This is a genomic window from Variovorax sp. DAIF25 (genome assembly GCF_050711835.1).
Classification (GTDB): domain Bacteria; phylum Pseudomonadota; class Gammaproteobacteria; order Burkholderiales; family Burkholderiaceae_C; genus Variovorax.
Genome location: NZ_CP136636.1, coordinates 3,310,459 through 3,329,400 on the forward strand (window position 1 = coordinate 3,310,459; position 18,942 = coordinate 3,329,400).

Consider the following 18,942-nt stretch of genomic DNA (forward strand, 5'->3'; position numbering starts at 1 on the left):
CCGACTGCCGGCCGGGGTTCAGTCCCGCGGCCAACAATGGCGGCCATCCGCGGGCCGTCGGCCCGCATCACCCTGGCCCGCGGGCCGAAGGAGCAGCATCTTGGAATACCGTCATCTGGGCCGATCGGGCCTCAAGGTCCCCGTCCTGAGCTTCGGCACCGGCACCTTCGGGGGCAAGGGCGAATTCTTCCAGGCCTGGGGCAGCACCGACGTGGCCGAGGCCCGCAAGCTGATCGACATCTGCCTCGACGCGGGCGTCAACATGTTCGACAGCGCCGACATCTATTCGGGCGGCGCCGCCGAGTCGGTGCTCGGCGAAGCCATCAAGGGCCGGCCGCGCGACAAGCTGCTGATCTCGACCAAGGCCACCTTCCGCAGCGGCGAGGGCGCCAACGAGGTCGGCTCCTCGCGCTACCACCTGGTCGCCGCGGTCGACGCCGCGCTCCAGCGCCTGGGCACCGACTACATCGACCTGTTCCAGCTGCACGGCTTCGATGCCGCCACGCCGGTGGAAGAGACGCTCTCGACGCTCGACGACCTGGTGCGCGCCGGCAAGCTGCGCTACGTGGGCGCCTCCAACTTCTCGGGCTGGCACCTGATGAAGTCGCTGGGCGTGGCCGATCGCTACGGCTATCCGCGCTACGTGGCGCACCAGGCCTACTACTCGCTGGTGGGCCGCGACTACGAATGGGAGCTGATGCCGCTGGCACAGGACCAGGGCGTGGGCGCGGTGGTGTGGAGCCCGCTGGGCTGGGGCCGCCTCACCGGCAAGATCCGCCGCGGCCAGCCGCTGCCGGCCAACAGTCGCCTGCACGTGACGGCCGACATGGGCCCGCCGGTGCCCGACGAACTGCTCTACCGCGTTGTCGATGCGCTCGAGAAGATCGCCGGCGAGACCGGCAAGACGGTGCCGCAGGTGGCGCTGAACTGGCTGCTGCAGCGCCCGACGGTGTCGAGCGTGGTGATCGGCGCGCGCGACGAGCAGCAGCTGCGCCAGAACCTCGGCGCGGTGGGTTGGAACCTCACGAAGGAGCAGGTGGCCGAGCTCGACGTGGCGAGCACGACGACGCTGGCCTATCCGTACTGGCACCAGCGCGGCTTCGCGGAGCGCAACCCGGCGCCGGTCTGATCAGGTATTGACTCCTTCCCCCTCTGGGGGAAGGTCGGGATGGGGGCACTGGGCGCATCCATCGCCTCGTGTTTCTCGAGCGGTCGGTGCCCCCACCCCGGCCCTCCCCCAGAGGGGGAGGGGGCAGGAAAAAGACAGGCCGCTCAATCCTTCGCGGGTTCCGGCGTCAGGCTCAGCACCCAGCGCTTGAAGTGCTCGAGCGCCCCCGAGGCCGGCCGGCCCTCGGGATAGGCGAAGTAGTAGCCCTGGCTCACGTCGAGGCTGCGGTCGATCGGGATCACGAGCTCGCCGGTGCGCAGCTCGTGCTGGATCAGCAGGCGCGGCGCCAGGCCCACGCCCATGCCGGCCGCGGTGGCGGCCGTCACCATGGTGAAGAGCTCGTAACGCGGCCCGCGCGAGGCATGCACCGTGTAGTCCCAGCCCTGCTGCGCATACCAGTCGCGCCAGGCATGGGCGCGCGTGCTCAGGTGCACGTGGCGGCAGCGCGCGAACGCGGCCTCGTCCCAGGGGGCGTTGGCATCGCGGAAGGCCGGGCTGCACACCGGCACCATCTCGCCCTCGGAGAAGATGCGGCCGCCGCGCGTGTCGGGCCAGAACTGGTCGCCGAAGTAGATCGCGGCGTCGTAGGCGTTCTCCTGGAACGAGAAGGGCTGCGAGCGCGCCGACAGGTTGACCGTGATGTTGGGATGCAACCGGCTGAAATCGGGCAGGCGCGGAATCAGCCACTGGGTGGCGAAGGTGGGCACCACCGCCACCTCGAGCACGAAGCCCATGTCGTGGCCGGCGGCGATCTCCAGCGTGTCGCGCCGGATCTGGTCGAGGTGGCGGCGGATGCGCGCCGCGTACTCGCGGCCCACGTCGGTCAGGGTGAGCCGGCGCCGCACGCGCGAGAACAGCGCCACGCCGAGCCGCTGCTCGAGCATCGCCACCTGGCGGCCGACCGCGCTCTGCGTGAGCGCCAGTTCGCTCGCGGCGCGCGTGAAGCTGCCCAGCCGCGCCGAGGCCTCGAAGGCCTGCAGCGCGCCGAGGTTGGGTATGTCTTTTCTCATCTCGCCTGCTTGTCCTGGTGGGCCGATTCTGGCGCGGCCCGCTTTCCGTCAACCAAAGCATTCATCGCGTCGCCGATCCGAGGGGCTTCCTTCCGGGATCGCACAACGTCGTGCGCATTGAGCGTTTGTTGCGCCCGCCAGCGCGACTCTATTCTGCGTTCGGGCCTCCAGCGCGGCCCGCACGCACAAACACAAGGAGACTTTCGATGACCGCTTCGCGCGTATCGCCACGGCGCCATGCCGCCGCTTCGGCCTGCTTGCTGACCGGCGTCCTGGCCGGCGCCCTGGCGCTGCCGGCCTGGGCCCAGTCCGAGCAGACGGTGCTGATCGGCCATGCCGGCCCGCTCACGGGCGGCGCCGCCCACTGGGGCAAGGACAACGACAACGGCGCGCGGCTCGCGGTGGAGGATCTCAACAGGCAGAACCTGCTGATCGGCGGCAGGAAGATCAAGTTCGTGCTGCAGTCCGAGGACGACCAGGCCGATCCCAAGCAGGCCATGGTGGTCGCCAACAAGCTGGCCGACATGGGCGTGAAGGGCATCCTCGGCCACTTCAATTCGGGCGCCGCCATCCCCGCCTCGGCCGTCTACAGCCGCGCCGGCCTGCCCGACGTGTCGACCGCCACCAACCCGAGCTTCACCAAGCAGGGCTACGACAACGTGTTCCGCATCCTCGCGAGCGACGACGACGTGGGCATGGCGATCGCGAACTACACGGTGAAGGAGCTCAAGGCCACGAAGATCGCCGTGATCGACGACCGCACCGCCTACGGGCAGGGCGCGGCCGAGGTGTTCGCGCGCGGCGTCAAGGCGCTGGGCGGCACCATCGTCGCGCAGGAGTACGGCAGCGACAAGGCGACCGACTTCATGGCGATCCTCACCAGCATCAAGGCGAAGCAGCCCGAGGTCGTGTTCTACGGCGGCATGGACGCGCAGGGCGGGCTGATCGCACGCCAGATGAAGCAGCTGGGCATCACGGCCAAGCTGCTGGGCACCGACGGGCTGTGCACCAACGAGGTCGCCAAGATCAGCGGCGGCGCGGTCGACGGGCTGCTCTACTGCACGCGCGGCGGCAAGGAGGTCGAGAAGACCACCAGGGGCGCCGAGTTCGAGCAGCGCTACAAGGCGCGCTTCGGGGTCGACGTGCTGACCTACGCGCCCTACCTCTACGACGCGATGATGGCGCTGGCCGCCGGCATGCGCGAGGCCAACTCGGTCGAGCCCGCGGCCTACCTGCCGGCGATGCGCAAGGTGAAGTTCGACGGCGTGACCGGCGCCATCGCCTTCGATGCCAAGGGCAACCTGCAGAAGCCCGACTTCACCGTCTTCACCTACAAGGACGGCAAGCGCGTGCGCGTCGCCGGTTCCTGAGGCGGCCCCGGTGCGTACGCTCGATGCGGCCGAGACGGCCGCGGCCTTGCCCTGGGGACCGCTGGTCGAGGCCATGCTGCGGATGTTCGAGCGCGAACGCCGCGGCGAGGCACGGGCCGCGCCGCGCACCGCGGTGCCGCTTGCGGCCGGCGGCACGATGCTGCTGATGCCCGCGGCCGACGCCGACTTCGCCGCGCTCAAGACCGTGACCGTGCATGCGGGCAATGCGGCGCACGGCCTGCCGGTGGTGCAGGGCGAGGTGGTGCTGCTCGATGCGGCCACCGGCACGCGGCTGCTCGCGCTCGACGGCAATGTGCTGACCGCGCGGCGCACGGCGGCCCTGTCGCTGGCCGGTGTGATGCGGGCCGGGCGCAGGGGGGCGGAACAGGTGCTGCTGATCGGCGCGGGCGTGCAGGCGCGCGCGCATGCCGAGGCGCTGGCAGAGCTGTGGGGCCTGCGGCGGCTCGCGATCCATGCGCGTACTGCTGCTCATGCCGAGGACCTCGCGCGGCACATGCGCTCGCTCGGTGTCGATGCCCAGGCGATCGCCGATGCGGACGCCGCCGCGCGCGAGGCCGACCTCGTCGTCGCCGCGACCAATGCGCTCGACCCCGTGGTGCCGCCGGACCTGCGCCCCGATGCCTGCGTGATCGCGATCGGCGCCTACCGCGCCGACATGGCCGAGGTGCCCGCCGCGCTGGTGCGCCGCGGCAGCGTGTTTGTGGATACGCTGGAGGGCGCGCGCCGCGAGGCCGGCGACCTGATCCGCGCCGACGTCGATTGGCGCGCCGTGCAGGACTTCGCGCATGCGGTGCCCGCGGCGGCCGGCGCGCCGGTGCTGGTCAAGACCGTGGGCCATGCGCTGTGGGATCTGGCGGCGGCGCGGCTGGCGTATGACGAAGGAAGGTGACGATGACGAGCGGAGCGAAAGGCATTCCATGCGGCGTGTGGTGATCATCGGCGGCGGAGCCATCGGCTCGGCCATCGCCTATTTCCTGACCCGCGATCCGGCGCAGGAGCCCTTCGAGGTCACGGTGGTCGAGCGCGACTTCTCGTACAGCCAGGCCTCCTCGGCGCTGTCGGCCAGTTCGATCCGCCAGCAGTTCTCGACCGCCATCAACATCGAGATGTCGCGCTACGGCATCGACTTCTTCCGCAGCCTGGGCCAGACGCTGCGCGTGGGCGACGACGCACCCGACATCGGCCTGGTCGAGCCCGGGTACCTCTACCTGGCCTCGGCGGCGGGCGAGGGCGTGCTGCGCGAGAACCATGCGCTGCAGAAGGCGCATGCGGTCGACGTGGCGCTGCTCGCCCCCGAGGAGTTGAAGACCCGCTTTCCGTGGCTCGACACGGAGGGCGTGGCGCTGGGTTCGCTGGGGCTCTCGGGCGAGGGCTGGTACGACGGCTACAGCCTGCTGCAGGCCTTCCGCAGGAAGGCCGTGTCGCAGGGCGCGCGCTATGTGCAGGCGCGGGCGACCGGGCTGCAATGCGAAGGGCGCCTCGTGCGCGGCGTCGTGCTCGCCGACGGCCAGGCCCTGCCGGCCGACGTGGTCGTCAATGCCGCGGGCGCCTGGGCCGCGGCGGTGGCGCGCTGGGCCGGCATCGACCTGCCGGTGCGCGGCCGTCGGCGCAGCGTGTTCAGCTTCTCGTGTCCCGAGGCCTTGCCCGGCTGCCCGCTGGTGATCGACACCTCGGGCATCTGGCTGCGCCCCGAGGGCCGCCAGTTCATCTGCGGCTTCGCGCCGCCCGAGGACCAGGACCCCGACGACGCCGCGCTCGAGGTCGAGTACGAGGCCTTCGACAGCTTCATCTGGCCCGCGCTGGCCGAACGCGTGCCGGCCTTCGAGGCCATCCGCATGACCGGTGCCTGGGCCGGCTACTACGAGATGAACCTGTTCGACCACAACGCCATCCTCGGCCTGCACCCGGACTGCGACAACCTCTACTTCGCCAACGGCTTCTCGGGCCATGGCCTGCAGCAATGCCCGGCGGCGGGGCGCGGCGTGGCCGAGCTGATCCGGTTCGGCGGCTACCGCAGCCTCGACCTGTCGGCCGTGGGCTTCGAGCGCATCCTGCGCAACACGCCGCTCTTGGAGCGCAACGTCATCTAGGGGCAAACCTCGCGGGCGTAGGATGGCCCCCGAAAGGTGTCCCGACATGACCGCCAAGACATTGACCGACACGGCCGCCGCGCTGCTGGCCGCCGACAAGGGCCTGCTCGCGATGGACGAGAGCAACGCCACCTGCAACAAGCGCTTCGCCGCGCTCGGCATCCCGCAGACCGAGGCGGCGCGGCGCGACTGGCGCGAGCTGATCGTCACGGCGCCTGGGCTGTCCGACAGCATCGGCGGCGCGATCCTGTTCGACGAGACGCTGCGCCAGACCACCCACGCCGGCGTGCCCTTCGCGCAGGCCCTGGCCGCCGCGGGCATCGTGCCGGGCATCAAGGTCGACACCGGCGCCAAGCCGCTCGCGGGCCATCCGGGCGAGACCGTGACCGAGGGCCTCGACGGCCTGCGCGAACGGCTGGCCGAGTACGCGGGCCTGGGCGCGCGCTTCGCCAAGTGGCGCGGCGTGATCGCGATCGGCGCGAGCCTGCCCAGCCGCGCCTGCATCCGCGTCAACGCCCATGCGCTCGCACGCTATGCGGCGCTGTGCCAGGAAGCCGGGCTGGTGCCTATCGTCGAGCCCGAGGTGCTGATGGACGGCGACCATTCGCTCGCGCGCTGCGCCGAGGTCACGGAAGAAGTGCTGCACCGCACCTTCGCCGAGCTGCGCGCGCAGGGCGTGCTGCTCGAGGGCATGCTGCTCAAGCCGAACATGGTGCTGCCGGCGCAGAACGCCGCCGTGCAGGACGACGTGGCCGCGGTGGCCGACGCCACGGTGCATTGCCTGCTGCGCAGCGTGCCCGCGGCGGTGCCGGGCGTGGCCTTCCTCTCGGGCGGGCAGTCGGCGCAGCTCGCCTCGGCGCGGCTCAATGCGATGAATGCCCGCTTCGGCGCGCGGCTGCCGTGGGCGCTGAGCTTCTCGTTCTCGCGCGCGGTGCAGCAGCCCGCGCTCGAGCTCTGGAAGGGCGACCCGGCCCGCGTGGCCGAGGCGCAGAAGGCCTTGGTGTTCCGTGCGCGCTGCAACCGGGCCGCGCGGCGCGGCACCTACGATGCGCGCAACGACGCGCCGCTGTAGGCCGACCCCTCATTTCCCATCCCTTCAGAAAAAGAGACGAGACGCTTCATGGACTTCCAGGACCAGTACCGCCGCAAGCGCGCCAGCGCCGCCGATGCCGTGCGCCAGGTGCGCAACGGCGACATGATCATCGTGCCCACCGGCGTGGGCGAGCCGCCCGCGCTGCTCGAGGCACTGTCCGAGCAGCGGCGCGATTTCCGCGACGTCAAGGTCGCGCAGATCCTCGCGATGCGCAAGTACGCCTACATCGATCCCGAGACGGTGGCGCACGTGCGCCATGTCGCGCTGTTCTTCGGCGGTGCCACGCGCGCGGGCGGGCAGGAGGGCTGGATCGATTTCCTGCCCAACTACTTCTCGGAGATCCCGGCGCAGATCGAGCGCGGCCAGATTCCGGCCGACGTGGTCTTCAGCATGGCCTCGCCGATGGACGCGCACGGCTACTTCGCGCTGAGCCTGGGTGCGGACTACACGATGGCCGCCGTGGCCAAGGCGCGCGCGGTGGTGCTCGAGGTCAACCCGAACGTGCCCTTCGCGCATGGCGCCTGCCATGTGCACGTGTCGCAGGTGGCGGCGCTGGTCGAGAGCGAGGCGCCGGTGCTCGAGGTGGGGCTGCCCAAGATCGGCCCGGTGCAGCAGGCCATCGGCAAGTACGTGGCCGAGCGCATCGACGACGGCTCGACCCTGCAGATCGGCTACGGCGGCATTCCCGACGCGGTGGTGATGCAGCTCACCGCCAAGCGCGACCTCGGCATCCACACCGAGATGATCGGCGACGGCATCCTCACGCTGGTGGAGAGCGGCGCCGTGACCAACCGGCGCAAGAACCACCTGCCGGGCAAGTCGATCGCGACCTTCGCGCTCGGCTCGAGCAAGCTCTACCGCTTCATGGACCGCAACCCGGCGCTCGAGATGCATCCGGTGAACTTCACCAACGACCCGGCACTCGCGGGCCTCAACGACAACCTTGTCGCCATCAACGCCACCATGCAGATCGACCTGCTGGGCCAGTGCGGCTCCGAGAGCCTGGGCCATGCGCCGTACTCGGGCACGGGCGGGCAGTCGGACTTCGTGCGCGCGGCCAACCGCTCGCGCGGCGGCAAGGCCTTCATCGTGCTGCCCTCGACCGCCAAGGGCGACACCATCTCGCGCATCGTGCCCTCGCTGTCGCCCGGCACGCACGTGAGCACGAGCAAGAACGATATCGACTACGTGGTGACCGAGCATGGCGTGGCGCAACTGCGCGGCAAGTCGGCCAAGCAGCGCGCGCGCGAGCTGATCGCGATCGCGCATCCGGATTTCCGCGCGGAACTCGAAGAGCAGGCACGGCGGCTGAGGCTGCTGTGATCTCGTTCTAGGAGTCCGCGCGCTCCAGAAAGTCCTGCAGCTCGCGCTGCGTGGGCAGCGTGCTCTGCGAGCCGAAGCCGCGCACCGCGAGCGCCGCCACCGCGCATGCCAGCCGCATCGCGCGCGGGATGCCGAGCGCCCAGTGCACCGCCAGCGCCGCGGCGAAGGCATCGCCGGCACCGGTGGTGTCGATCACCGGCACGCGGAAGGCCGGCTGCTCGTGCAGCGTGCCCTGGGCATCGACGTGCGCCGCGCCTTCGCCGCCGCGCGTCACGACGATGCGGCCCGGCCATCTCGCCAGCAGCGCGCGCCAGTCGGACTCGCCGTCGCCGAAGCCCGCCATCAGCTCGTGCTCGTTGGCGAGGAACAGATGCACCCGCCGCGCCAGTTCGGGCGGGATCGCGCCCGCGGGGGAGGGCGTCAGCAGGAAGGGCTTGCCGTGGCGGTGGGCGAGCTCGGCCGCCTCGAGCGCGGCCGCCAGCGGAATGCCCAGCTCGGCCAGCACCAGGTCGCTGCGCCCGAACAGCGGTTCGGCCGCGCGCACGTGCGCGGCACTGAGCCGGTGGTTGGCGCCCGGCACCACGGCGATGGCGCTCTCGCCCTGGCAGGCGAACACCGCCGCGGCGCCGGTGGGGGCGTCGGCCGTGGTGGCCACGTGGTCGGTGCGCACACCCTCGGCACGCAGGCGGCCCAGCAGCTCGCGGCCTTCCGCGTCGTCGCCGGTGCAGCCGACCAGCCAGGCCTCGGCGCCCAGGCGCGTGGCCGCCACGGCCTGGTCGGCGCCCTTGCCGCCGGACGCGCGGCGAAAGCTCTGCCCGCCCAGCGTCTCGCCGGTGCGCGGCAGGCAGGGTGCTTCGAACACGTAGTCCATGTTGATGCCGCCCACCACCAGCAAGCGAGTCATGGCTTGTCTTTTCCCCTTTGGCTGCGCCTCGCGGGGTCGCGAAGGCGCGGCAAGTATGCAGCATCAAATACGCACATAAACGGACATATATCGAGGGATTTCCCTGAGAATAATTTCGATATTGTTCGATTTGAAATGTTCGAATGAACAATAGAATTCGTTCGTTCTATCGAACAACCGAACGCCTGCCGGCTTCCGGCGCGCACCTTCCAGAGCATTCGAAAGGAGACAGGTCCATGAAGAAGTCGATCACCCGCTGCGTCGCAGCCGCCGTCCTCGCGCTGTGCGCGGGCCATGCATTCGCGCAGGACAAGCCGCTCAGGTCCATCGGCATCACGCTGGGCGACATGGCCAATCCGTTCTTCGTCGCGATCGGCCGCAGCGCCGAAGCCGAGGCCAAGAAGATCAATCCGGCGGTGAAGGTGACCACGGTCTCGAGCAAGTACGACCTCAACACGCAGGTCGACCAGATCGACAACTTCATCGCCAACAAGGTCGACGTGATCGTGCTGGGCGCGGCCGACTCCAAGGGGATCGCGCCGGCCGTGCGCAAGGCCCGCGCGGCGGGCGTGATCGTGGTGGCGGTGGACGTGACGGCCGAGGGCGCGGACGCCACCGTGATGTCCGACAACACGATGGCGGGCGCCGAGTCTTGCAAGTTCCTGGCCGAACGCATCGGCGGCAAGGGCAACTTCGTGATCGTGAACGGCCCGCCGGTGTCGTCGATCATGGACCGCGTGAAGGGCTGCAAGGAGACGCTGGCCAAGTACCCCGGCATCAAGCTGGTGTCGGACAACCAGGACGCCAAGGGCAGCCGCGACGGCGGGCTGGCCGCCATGGCCAACATCCTGACGGCGCAGCCGAAGATCGATGCGGTGTTCGGCATCAACGACCCGACGGCGATCGGCGCCGAGCTCGCGATCCGCCAGGCGCGCCGCACCGACATCAAGGTCACGGGCGGCGTCGACGGCTCGCCCGACGGCGAGGCCGCGCTCAAGGCCAAGGACTCGCTGTTCGTCGTCACGCCGGCGCAGGACCCGAACGAGATGGCCGCCGAGAGCGTGCGCGTGGCCTACGGCCTGCTCAACGGCCGCAAGCCCGCCAAGACCCTGAACCTGATGGCGACGCCGCTGACCACGCGCGACAACATCGCCGGCTACAAGGGCTGGGTGCGTTGAGCACGCAGGCCGCCATGGACGGGTTCGTGCTGGAGATGTCCGGGATCCACAAGCGCTTCGGCGCGACCCGGGCGCTGCGCGACATGCGGCTGCAGGTGCGCCCCGGCGAGATCCACGCGCTGATGGGCGAGAACGGCGCGGGCAAGAGCACGCTGATGAAGATCCTCTCGGGCGTCTACCAGCCCGATGCCGGGCAGATCCGCGTGGCCGGCCAGCCGGTGGCCATCCGCAGTCCGGCCCATGGCCAGCGCGCGGGCATCAACCTGATCTACCAGGAGCTCGCCATCGCGCGGCACCTCACGGTGGCCGAGAACGTGTTCATGGGCAACGAGCCGCGCGCGGCGCTCTGGCTGGTCGACCGCGCGCGCATGCTGCGCGAGACCGAGCGCGTGCTGCAGCTGCTGGGCGCGCAGTTCGGCGCCGACTGGCCGGCCGGCCGGCTGTCGATCGCCGAGCAGCAGCAGGTCGAGATCGCGCGGGCGCTGGTGCACAAGGGCCGCATCCTGATCATGGACGAGCCGACGGCCGCGCTGTCGGACCGCGAGACGGCGCACCTGTTCCGCGTCATGCGGCGGCTGCGCGACGACGGCATCGCGATCATCTACATCAGCCACCGGATGGCCGAGGTCACGGCGCTGGCCGACCGCGTGACGGTGCTGCGCGACGGCTGCCACGTGGCGGACCTGGCGCGCGACCAGATCGACGAGCAGCGCATCGTGCAGATGATGGTCGGGCGCACGCTGACCGACTTCTACCAGCACCGCGGCCGGCGCCCGCCCGGGCGCGTGATGCTGGAGCTGCGCGACCTCAGCGGGCCGCGCAACCGGCCGAGCAGCCTGCGCGTGCATGCGGGCGAGGTGCTGGGCCTGGCCGGGCTGGTCGGGGCCGGGCGCTCCGAGCTGGCGCGGCTGGTGGTGGGCGCCGACGCGCGCACCGGCGGCACGATCCTGGTCGACGGCCAGCCGGTCGACGTGCGCCGCCCGCTCGATGCCATCCGCCTCGGCCTGGGCTACGTGCCCGAGGACCGCAAGGGGCAGGGCCTGTTCCTGCAGCTCAGCGCGCTGACCAACGTGGCGATCAACGTGCTGCCGCGGCATGCGGTCGCGGGCGTGCTGAACCACGGCGCGCTCGACCGCCTGACGCGCCAGGCCATCGCGCGGCTCAACGTGAAGATCGCGGGGCCGCAGGGCATCGTGGGTGCGCTGTCGGGCGGCAACCAGCAGAAGCTGCTGCTGGCGCGCTGGCTCGAGATCCAGCCGCGCGTGCTGATCCTCGACGAGCCCACGCGCGGCGTCGACGTCGGCGCCAAGAGCGAGATCTACCGGATCATCGGCGAGCTGTCCGAGGCCGGCGTTGCCGTGGTCGTGATCTCGAGCGAGCTGCCCGAGATCGTCGGCGTGTGCGACCGCGTGCTCGTGATGCGCGAAGGCGCCATCGCGGGCGAACTCGCGGGCGATCGCATCACCCAGGAAAACATCATCCAACTCGCAGTCAACGCTCCCGAGCCGGAGCGGCACATCGCATGAACGCCTCGATCGCAACCCACCCTTCCTCCGCTTCTTCTTCGCCGCTCCAGGCCGTGGTCTTCGACATGGACGGCGTGCTGATCGACACCGAGATCGTCTGGCAGCGCGTGCGCGAGGATTTCGCGCAGAGCATCGGCGCGCGCTGGACCACCGAGGACCAGGAGTCGACCATGGGCACCAACACCGCGGCCTGGTCGCGCATCATGGTCGAGCGCCTGCGGCTGCGCGAGCGCAACGGCATGGACGAGGCCGCGATCGCGCGCGAGATCGTTGGCCGCATGCTGGCGCAGTACCGGCGCCACCTGCCGCTGCGCGCCGGTGCCGTGGAGGCGGTGCGCATGGCCGCGCGCTCGCACGCGGTGGCGCTGGCCACGGGCTCGCCGGCCGAGCTCGCGCACCACGTGCTGCAGGCCAGCGGCCTGGCACCGCTGATGCAGGCCGTGGTCTGCGGCGACGACGTCGAGCACGGCAAGCCCGCGCCCGACATCTACCTGCTCGCGCTGTCGCGCCTGGGCATCGCGCCGCAGGCCGCGGTCGGCATCGAGGACAGCGCCAACGGCCTGCGCTCGCTCAAGGCCGCCGGCATGGCCGCGATCGCCGCGCCCGGGCCCGACTACCCGCTGTCGGCCGAGGCGCTCGCGCTGGCCGACCTGCGCATCGACACCATGGAAGCGCTGACGCCCGGGCTGCTGCAGCAGGCCCATGCCAACGCCACGCGCGCGCCGCGCTGATCCGTGCCGCACAACCCCACATCACCGAACCCTCGCCATGTCCAAGACACTCGTTTCCCCGGCGCTCCCGCCGGCATCCCCCCCGGGCGGTACGCCGGCGCGCGCCAGCCGCGCGACCGGCATCCTCCAGCGCCTGGGCATGCTGCCCGCGTTGCTGATCCTCTACCTCGTGTTCTGGGGCCTCACGGTCTACCTGTCGGGCGACGGCGGCTCGAACTTCGCGACCACCGCGAACACGATGAACATCCTGCGCCAGGTCTCGATCAACCTGGTGCTCGCGGCCGGCATGACCTTCGTGATCCTGACCGCGGGCATCGACCTCTCGGTGGGCTCGATGCTGGCCGTGTCCGCGGTGCTGGGCATGCTGACCTCGCTCACTTCGCACGCGGCGCTGTCGCTGCCGGTGTTCCTCGCCGCGGGCCTGCTGATGGGGCTGCTCAACGGCACCACGGTGGCGCTGCTGAAGATCAATCCCTTCATCGTGACGCTGGGCACCATGACCGCGTTGCGCGGCGCGGCCTACCTGTTCGCCGACGGCACCACGGTGCTCAACAGCGAGATCCCGAGCTTCGGCTGGATCGGCAACGAGGACTTCCTGGGCCTGCCCTGGCTGGTGTGGATCGCCGCCGGCGTGACGCTGCTGTCGTGGGTCATCCTGCGCAAGACCATCCTCGGCCTGCACATCTACGCGGTGGGCGGCAACCCCGAGGCGGCGCGCCTCACGGGCATCGGCGTGGGTGGCGTGCTGCTGTTCGTCTATGCCATCAGCGGCCTGTTCTCGGGCCTGGCCGGCGCCATGTCGGCGAGCCGGCTGTTCGGCGCCAACGGCAACTGGGGCACCGGCTACGAGCTCGACGCGATCGCGGCGGTGGTGCTCGGCGGCACCAGCCTGATGGGCGGCGTGGGCTCGATCGGCGGCACCATCATCGGCGCGCTGATCATCGGCGTGATCAACAACGGCCTGACCATCCTCGGCGTCTCGTCGTTCTGGCAGTACGTGGCCAAGGGCGCGGTGATCCTGCTCGCGGTGATCATCGACAGATGGCGGCAGAAGCAATCGCAACACTGAGCGCCATGACCTCCATCACTCCTGTCATCGGCGTCGACTTCGGCTCCGATTCCTGCCGCTGCGTGATCGCCGACGCCTTCACCGGCGAAGAGCTCGCGAGCGCGGTGGCGGCCTTTCCGCGCTGGGCCGCCGGCCAGTACTGCGATCCGGTGCGGCGCATCTTCCGCCAGCATCCGCTGGACCATCTCGAGGCGCTGACCCAGGCGGTGCGCGGTGCGCTGTCGCAGGTGGCGCCCGCGGTGCGCGCCGGCGTGCGCGGCCTGTCGATCGCGACCACCGGCTCCACCTCGGCGCCGGTCGACGCGGACGGCCGCCCGCTGGCGCTGCAGCCGGCCTTCGCCGACAACCCGAACGCGATGTTCCTGATGTGGAAGGACCACAGCGCCACGCTCGAAGCCGAGCAGATCACCGCCACCGCGCGCGGCTGGGGCGGCGTCGACTACACGGCGCACATCGGTGGCGTGTATTCGGCCGAGTGGTACTGGGCCAACCTGCTGTGGGTGTTCCGGCACGACGCGCGGGTGCGCCAGGCCACCGCGAGCTGGGTCGAGCATTGCGACTGGCTGCCGGCCGAACTCACCGGCACCACCGCGCCCGCGCAGCTGCGGCGCAGCCGCTGCGCCGCCGGCCACAAGGCGATGTGGAACGAGCGCCATGGCGGCCTGCCGTCGCAGGCCTTCCTGAGCCGGCTCGACCCGCTGCTCGACGGCATCCGCGAGCGGCTGTACGAACGCACCTGGACCGCCGAGACGCCGATCGGCACGCTCACGCCCGCCTGGGCCGACCGGCTGGGCCTGCCCGGCGACGTGACGGTCGGCGTGGGCGCCTTCGATGCCCACATGGGCGCCGTCGGGGCCGGCATCCGGCATCACACGCTGGTCAAGATCATGGGCACCTCGACCTGCGACATCGTGCTGGCGCCGACCGAGGAACTCGGGGACCGCGTGGTCGAGGGCATCTGCGGCCAGGTCGACGGCTCGGTGATGGCCGGGGCCATCGGCCTGGAAGCCGGGCAGTCGGCCGTGGGCGATGCCTTCGCATGGTTCGCGCGCGTGCTCGAGTGGCCGCTGCAGGACGGCGAAGCGCGCGAGGCGCTGCGCGCCGAACTGCTGCCGCGGCTCGAGCGCGCCGCCGCGCTGGAGCCGCCGGGCGCGCACGGCGTGGCCGCGCTCGACTGGCTCAACGGGCGCCGCACGCCCTATGCCGACCAGACGCTGCACGGCGCGCTGTTCGGGCTGTCGCTGGGCAGCTCGGCGCCGCAGCTCTACCGTGCGCTGGTCGAGGCCACGGCCTTCGGCGCGAAGGCGATCGTCGACCGCTTCACCGATTCGGGCGTGCGCATCGACGAGGTGCTCGCGATCGGCGGCGTGGCGCGCAAGTCGGCGCTGCTGATGCAGATCCAGGCCGATGTGTTCGACCAGCGCATCCGCGTGGCGAAGTCGGAGCAGGCGGTGGCGCTGGGCGCCGCCATGTGCGCGGCGGTCGCATGCGGCCTGCATGCCGACATTCCCGCCGCGCAGCGGGCCATGGCCTGCGGCTTCGACCTGGTCTACGAGCCGCGGCCGGTGGAGGCCGCGGCCTATCGTTTACTATTCCGGCGCTATCGCGAGATGGGCGCCTTGGTGCAAGGGATGAAGCAGGAGAAGGTGGGCCATGACGCTGCATAGAGAACTCAAGCGCGAGGCCTACGAGGCCAACCTCGAAATCCCGAAGCAGGCGCTGGCGCTGTACACCTTCGGCAACGTGAGCGCCTTCGATGCCCGCCAGGGCGTCTTCGCGATCAAGCCCAGCGGCATGCCCTACGACCGGATGACGGCCGACGACATGGTGGTGGTCGATCTCGAGTCGCGCGTGGTCGAAGGCAGCCTGCGGCCGTCGAGCGATACGAAGACCCATGCGGTGCTCTACCGCGCCTTCGAAGGCATCGGCGGCGTCTGCCACACCCACTCGGTGCATGCGGTCGCCTGGGCCCAGGCGCGGCGCCCGATCCCCATCTACGGCACCACGCATGCGGACCACCTCACGGTGGCGGTGCCGGTCACCGAGGTCATCAGCGACGAGGCCGTGGCGCGCGACTACGAGGAGGAGACCGGCCTGCAGATCGTGCGGCGGATGCAGGGCATCTCGCCACAGGAGGTCGAGATGATCGTGGTGTCGTGCCACGGGCCGTTCACCTGGGGCAAGAGCGCGATGAAATCCGTGTACAACGCACGCGTGCTCGAGGAACTGGCGCAGATGGCCTATCTCACGCAATCGATCGACCCCCAGGCGCGCGAGCTGCCGAGCGCCGTGATCCGCAAGCACTACGAACGCAAGCATGGCGCCGGCGCCTACTATGGGCAGGCCCGATAGACACACGAACCCGCGATGACCCGAAACGCTTCCCGTCCCACGCCCCAGGCTTTCGAGCCGCCGTCCGATCCGTCGCGGCAGGAGGCCCTGCAGGCGACGACGGCGGAGCACCGGCACATGCTGATCCTCAAGGTGCTCGCGCAGGAGGGCGCCTGCCGGGTCAGCGACATGGCGCGCCGCTTCACGCTGTCGGAGATGACGCTGCGGCGCGACCTGCAGGAGATGCACGATGCCGGCCTGCTCAAGCGGGTGCACGGCGGCGCGCTGCCGATCGGGCGCGACACCGAGTTCGGCGTGCGCATCCAGGAGGGCTCGTCGCAGAAGCAGCAGATCGGCACGGCGGCGGCCGGGCTGATCCAGGACGGCTGGTCGATCTACCTCGACGCCGGCACCACCTCGATGGAGGTGGCACGCGCGATCCAGCAGGGCCTGAAGAACGTGAAGCGGCTCGCGATCGTCACCAACGGCATCAACATCGCCGCCGAGCTGGTGGGCCGCACGCCTTACGACATCTACGCGATCGGCGGCGAGATCTACGCCGCCGGCGTGAGCGCGGTGGGCCCGATGACGCTGGCCCAGGTCGCGAACTTCCATTTCGACCTGTTCTTCATGGGCGCGCGCGGGGTCGATGCCGAGGTGGGCTGGACCAACACCAACCACCTCGAGACCCAGGTCAAGCACGCGGTGATGGAGCGCAGCCGGCAGGTGTGCGCGATCGTGGACAGCAACAAGTGGGGCCAGCGCGCACTGGTCTCGGTGGTGCCCTTCGGCGCGGTGACGCACTGGGTGTGCGACGCCCGGCTGCCGCAGGCGGCGCGCGATGCGGCGTCGGCCCAGGGGGTGGAGCTGGTGATCGCGGGCGGCTGAGCGAGGGCTCTCAACCGGCCTTCGCCGCCGCGCTCACCAGTGCCGGCGCCGACCGATAGCTCTCGGGAAAGAGCTTCTTCAGATCGTCGATCTTGGGCCAGTCGTTGACGACGATGTAGCCGTGGTCCGGGTGCTTGGTGAGGAAGTCCTGGTGGTAGTCCTCGGCGGCGTAGAAGGGCTTGCCCGTCTCGATGGTGGTGGCGAGCGGCTTGCCGAAGGTCTTGGCCTGGTTCAGTTGCGCGATGTAGGCCTTCGCGATGCGGGCCTGCTCGGCGTTCTCGGCGAACACGGTGGAGCGGTACTGGGTGCCGGTGTCGGGGCCCTGGCGGTTGAGCTCGGTCGGATCGTGCGCGACCGAGAAATAGATCTGCAGCAGCTTGCCGTAGCTGATCTGCTTCGGGTCGTAGGTGATGCGCACCGATTCGGCATGGCCGGTGCGGCCCGAGCCGACCTCGTCGTATTTGGCGGTCTTCGCATCGCCACCCGCGTAGCCCGAGACGGCGTTGCTCACGCCCTGCACGCGCTGGAACACGCCCTGGACGCCCCAGAAGCAGCCGCCCGCGAAGACGGCGGTTTCGGTCCTGGCGGCGGGCGGTGCCACGAGGTCGGCGGTGGGGGCGGGCACGCGGCGCGCGGGCTCGGCCGACGAGGGCACGGCATGCCAGACCAGGGCCGCGGCGGCGAGGGTGGCGGCGGTGAATGCGAGGGATTTCATGGAGGGTCCTTGAGGGGAGGTTGCCGCGCGGGCGCGGCCGCCGGAGGCGACATTGCCGCCGATTCCGGCGGCCGTCAATGCCGCGTCGGGTTCGGGTGCCTTTTCCTACTTCTTCATCGCGTCCTTGCCCATGGCATCCTTCTTCATGCCATCCTTGGACATGGCGTCTTTGGCCATGGAGTCCTTCTTCATGCCGTCTTTCGACATGGAGTCCTTCGCCATCGAATCCTTCTTCATGGCGTCCTTGGACATCGAGTCCTTGGCCATCTCGTCGGCGGCAAAGGCGGAGGCGCCGGCGAAGGCCAGGCAGGTGGCGAGCAGGGTTGCGCTGAGCTTGTTCATTGGGAAGTCTTTCGGGTTGAGTTTCACTTTTCAAGAGAGGCGCGGTTCATCGAGGAACACGGCCTCGCGCTTTCATCGGCAGTCGAATCGTCGCGGGCGACGACTCAGCTCCCTCCGAACCAGTTGTAGCCCTGGTCTTCCCAGTAGCCACCTGAATAGGTATTGCTGACGAACATCGCCTGGATATGCTTGGGGTTCTTGTAGCCAAGCTTGGTCGGCATCCGCAGCTTCATCGGAAAGCCGTACTTCGGCGGCAGCACCTCGCCGTCGTAGGTCAGCGCCAGCAGGGTCTGCGGATGCAGCGCGGTGGCCATGTCGATGCTGGTGTAGTAGTCGTCGGCGCACTTGAAGCCGACGTAGCGCGCGGTGGTGTCGGCGCCGACATGGCGCAGAAAGTCGGCGAAGCGCACGCCGCCCCAGCGGCCGATGGCGCTCCAGCCTTCCACGCAGATATGACGCGTGATCTGCTCGTGCTGCGGCATGGCACGCAACTCGGGCAGGGTCCAGCGGCGCTTGTCGGCGACCAGGCCGGTCACCTCGAGCCGGTAGCTTTCCCCGTCGACCTCGCGGACCTCGTCCTCGCCGTAGTAGGCATTGAACGGAAACGGGCGCGTGATCATCGAGGCGGGATAGGTCTCGGCGAGTTGCATGGGGCTGAAGATCAGGCCTTGCACCTTGTCGTTGATGCGCGAGATCTTCGAGAGCGCGGCTTCGACGTGGCTGTCGTCGCTGATGCTGCAGCCTGTGAGCAGCGACAGGCCACCCAGGGTCAATGAGCGTTGCAGGAAGGCGCGGCGTGCGGGGTGCTCTACCTTCTTCGCGATCAATGCTCGGGCTTCCTGGACCACGGCCTCGCTGTCGACGGTGGTCATCTTTGGGGCTTTGAAGATTCTCATGTCTGGCTTGGGTTGTTTGGGGTCGGGGCGCGTGCACAGGACAGCGGGTACTTCCCTCCGCGAATGTCCCCCGCCTTCGGCTCCTCCTTTATTTCGCTGCGGGAAGCACCCACTGCCCTGTGCACGTGGACGCAGCGGTGGTGCCGGCCGATCCACTGCTGCGCGTCTGGCGCGCGCCGGCGGGGTACTCCCCGCAGCGAAATAAAGGAGGAGCCCGAAGGGCGGGGGACATTCGCGGAGGGGAGTACCCCGTCGGCGTGAGCCCACCCCGAACGCCTCCAATGAAT

General features: G+C 70.1%; 18 protein-coding genes. 13 read left to right on the plus strand and 5 right to left on the minus strand.

Features of this window, described 5'->3' with window-relative positions; genetic code table 11:
* The first annotated feature begins 100 nt into the window (after positions 1–100).
* On the plus strand, positions 101–1,129 hold the full coding sequence (locus R0232_RS15410; protein WP_431512657.1) for an aldo/keto reductase: 1,029 nt from the start codon (positions 101–103) through the stop codon (positions 1,127–1,129).
* 143 nt (positions 1,130–1,272) lie between these two features.
* On the opposite strand, the gene R0232_RS15415 is transcribed toward R0232_RS15410, so the two are convergent.
* Positions 1,273–2,178 carry a LysR substrate-binding domain-containing protein gene (locus tag R0232_RS15415; RefSeq protein ID WP_431512658.1) on the minus strand — a complete coding sequence of 302 codons (906 nt, stop codon included), beginning with the start codon at positions 2,176–2,178 and terminating at the stop codon, positions 1,273–1,275.
* A 206-nt stretch (positions 2,179–2,384) separates the two neighbouring features.
* Between R0232_RS15415 and R0232_RS15420 the strand changes: the two genes are divergently transcribed.
* From R0232_RS15420 to R0232_RS15440, 5 genes are read left to right on the plus strand one after another with little or no spacing between them, the layout of a single operon-like run.
* Positions 2,385–3,548: a branched-chain amino acid ABC transporter substrate-binding protein gene (locus tag R0232_RS15420; protein ID WP_431512659.1), complete on the plus strand. Its 1,164-nt coding sequence runs from the start codon at positions 2,385–2,387 to the stop codon at positions 3,546–3,548.
* A gap of 10 nt (positions 3,549–3,558) precedes the next feature.
* Positions 3,559–4,458 (plus strand): delta(1)-pyrroline-2-carboxylate reductase family protein, encoded by a 900-nt coding sequence (locus R0232_RS15425; RefSeq protein ID WP_431512660.1) that lies wholly within the window; start codon positions 3,559–3,561, stop codon positions 4,456–4,458.
* A 28-nt stretch (positions 4,459–4,486) separates the two neighbouring features.
* Positions 4,487–5,659 carry an NAD(P)/FAD-dependent oxidoreductase gene (locus R0232_RS15430; protein WP_431512661.1) on the plus strand — a complete coding sequence of 391 codons (1,173 nt, stop codon included), beginning with the start codon at positions 4,487–4,489 and terminating at the stop codon, positions 5,657–5,659.
* A gap of 46 nt (positions 5,660–5,705) precedes the next feature.
* Positions 5,706–6,731 (plus strand): class I fructose-bisphosphate aldolase, encoded by a 1,026-nt coding sequence (locus R0232_RS15435; RefSeq protein ID WP_431512662.1) that lies wholly within the window; start codon positions 5,706–5,708, stop codon positions 6,729–6,731.
* A gap of 48 nt (positions 6,732–6,779) precedes the next feature.
* Entirely contained in the window at positions 6,780–8,075 is a 1,296-nt protein-coding gene (locus R0232_RS15440) for an acetyl-CoA hydrolase/transferase family protein (RefSeq protein WP_431512663.1), read from the plus strand.
* A 7-nt stretch (positions 8,076–8,082) separates the two neighbouring features.
* On the opposite strand, the gene R0232_RS15445 is transcribed toward R0232_RS15440, so the two are convergent.
* The gene (locus tag R0232_RS15445; RefSeq protein ID WP_431512664.1) at positions 8,083–8,979 is read right to left on the minus strand and encodes a ribokinase; all 897 of its coding nucleotides are present in this window, start codon (positions 8,977–8,979) and stop codon (positions 8,083–8,085) included.
* A 236-nt stretch (positions 8,980–9,215) separates the two neighbouring features.
* On the opposite strand from R0232_RS15445, the gene R0232_RS15450 reads away from it, so the two are divergent.
* The 7 genes from R0232_RS15450 to R0232_RS15480 are packed head-to-tail and all read left to right on the plus strand — an operon-like array spanning position 9,216 to position 16,702.
* Positions 9,216–10,157 carry an ABC transporter substrate-binding protein gene (locus tag R0232_RS15450; protein ID WP_208508432.1) on the plus strand — a complete coding sequence of 314 codons (942 nt, stop codon included), beginning with the start codon at positions 9,216–9,218 and terminating at the stop codon, positions 10,155–10,157.
* Between the two features lie 35 nt (positions 10,158–10,192).
* Positions 10,193–11,683: a sugar ABC transporter ATP-binding protein gene (locus tag R0232_RS15455; RefSeq protein ID WP_431512894.1), complete on the plus strand. Its 1,491-nt coding sequence runs from the start codon at positions 10,193–10,195 to the stop codon at positions 11,681–11,683.
* Positions 11,680–12,414, plus strand: coding sequence for an HAD family hydrolase (locus R0232_RS15460; protein ID WP_431512665.1), 735 nt, complete (start codon positions 11,680–11,682; stop codon positions 12,412–12,414). The genes R0232_RS15455 and R0232_RS15460 overlap by 4 nt, the downstream gene beginning before the upstream one ends.
* A 37-nt stretch (positions 12,415–12,451) precedes the next feature.
* Positions 12,452–13,483 (plus strand): ABC transporter permease subunit, encoded by a 1,032-nt coding sequence (locus tag R0232_RS15465; protein WP_057596723.1) that lies wholly within the window; start codon positions 12,452–12,454, stop codon positions 13,481–13,483.
* 5 nt (positions 13,484–13,488) lie between these two features.
* Positions 13,489–15,150, plus strand: coding sequence for a ribulokinase (locus R0232_RS15470; protein WP_431512666.1), 1,662 nt, complete (start codon positions 13,489–13,491; stop codon positions 15,148–15,150).
* On the plus strand, positions 15,137–15,835 hold the full coding sequence (gene araD / locus R0232_RS15475; protein ID WP_057596725.1) for an L-ribulose-5-phosphate 4-epimerase AraD: 699 nt from the start codon (positions 15,137–15,139) through the stop codon (positions 15,833–15,835). The genes R0232_RS15470 and araD overlap by 14 nt, the downstream gene beginning before the upstream one ends.
* 15 nt (positions 15,836–15,850) lie before the next feature.
* Positions 15,851–16,702 carry a DeoR/GlpR family DNA-binding transcription regulator gene (locus tag R0232_RS15480; RefSeq protein ID WP_281077217.1) on the plus strand — a complete coding sequence of 284 codons (852 nt, stop codon included), beginning with the start codon at positions 15,851–15,853 and terminating at the stop codon, positions 16,700–16,702.
* 10 nt (positions 16,703–16,712) lie between these two features.
* Here the strand turns inward: R0232_RS15480 and msrA are convergent, their stop codons facing one another.
* The 3 genes from msrA to R0232_RS15495 form a co-directional block, all read right to left on the minus strand.
* The gene (msrA, locus tag R0232_RS15485) at positions 16,713–17,417 is read right to left on the minus strand and encodes a peptide-methionine (S)-S-oxide reductase MsrA (RefSeq protein ID WP_431512667.1); all 705 of its coding nucleotides are present in this window, start codon (positions 17,415–17,417) and stop codon (positions 16,713–16,715) included.
* A 105-nt stretch (positions 17,418–17,522) separates the two neighbouring features.
* On the minus strand, positions 17,523–17,759 hold the full coding sequence (locus R0232_RS15490; RefSeq protein ID WP_431512668.1) for a pentapeptide MXKDX repeat protein: 237 nt from the start codon (positions 17,757–17,759) through the stop codon (positions 17,523–17,525).
* Between the two features lie 104 nt (positions 17,760–17,863).
* Positions 17,864–18,655, minus strand: coding sequence for a molybdopterin-dependent oxidoreductase (locus R0232_RS15495; RefSeq protein WP_208508437.1), 792 nt, complete (start codon positions 18,653–18,655; stop codon positions 17,864–17,866).
* Positions 18,656–18,942: the final 287 nt, after the last annotated feature.

Coding starts and splice junctions, on each gene's coding strand:
- R0232_RS15415 (WP_431512658.1), bottom strand. CDS start 2,178: ATGAGAAAAGACATACCCAACCTCGGCGCGCTGCAGGCCTTCGAGGCC.
- R0232_RS15420 (WP_431512659.1), top strand. CDS start 2,385: ATGACCGCTTCGCGCGTATCGCCACGGCGCCATGCCGCCGCTTCGGCC.
- R0232_RS15430 (WP_431512661.1), top strand. CDS start 4,487: ATGCGGCGTGTGGTGATCATCGGCGGCGGAGCCATCGGCTCGGCCATC.
- R0232_RS15435 (WP_431512662.1), top strand. CDS start 5,706: ATGACCGCCAAGACATTGACCGACACGGCCGCCGCGCTGCTGGCCGCC.
- R0232_RS15440 (WP_431512663.1), top strand. CDS start 6,780: ATGGACTTCCAGGACCAGTACCGCCGCAAGCGCGCCAGCGCCGCCGAT.
- R0232_RS15445 (WP_431512664.1), bottom strand. CDS start 8,979: ATGACTCGCTTGCTGGTGGTGGGCGGCATCAACATGGACTACGTGTTC.
- R0232_RS15450 (WP_208508432.1), top strand. CDS start 9,216: ATGAAGAAGTCGATCACCCGCTGCGTCGCAGCCGCCGTCCTCGCGCTG.
- R0232_RS15455 (WP_431512894.1), top strand. CDS start 10,193: ATGTCCGGGATCCACAAGCGCTTCGGCGCGACCCGGGCGCTGCGCGAC.
- R0232_RS15460 (WP_431512665.1), top strand. CDS start 11,680: ATGAACGCCTCGATCGCAACCCACCCTTCCTCCGCTTCTTCTTCGCCG.
- R0232_RS15465 (WP_057596723.1), top strand. CDS start 12,452: ATGTCCAAGACACTCGTTTCCCCGGCGCTCCCGCCGGCATCCCCCCCG.
- R0232_RS15470 (WP_431512666.1), top strand. CDS start 13,489: ATGACCTCCATCACTCCTGTCATCGGCGTCGACTTCGGCTCCGATTCC.
- araD (WP_057596725.1), top strand. CDS start 15,137: ATGACGCTGCATAGAGAACTCAAGCGCGAGGCCTACGAGGCCAACCTC.
- R0232_RS15480 (WP_281077217.1), top strand. CDS start 15,851: ATGACCCGAAACGCTTCCCGTCCCACGCCCCAGGCTTTCGAGCCGCCG.
- msrA (WP_431512667.1), bottom strand. CDS start 17,417: ATGAAATCCCTCGCATTCACCGCCGCCACCCTCGCCGCCGCGGCCCTG.
- R0232_RS15490 (WP_431512668.1), bottom strand. CDS start 17,759: ATGAACAAGCTCAGCGCAACCCTGCTCGCCACCTGCCTGGCCTTCGCC.
- R0232_RS15495 (WP_208508437.1), bottom strand. CDS start 18,655: ATGAGAATCTTCAAAGCCCCAAAGATGACCACCGTCGACAGCGAGGCC.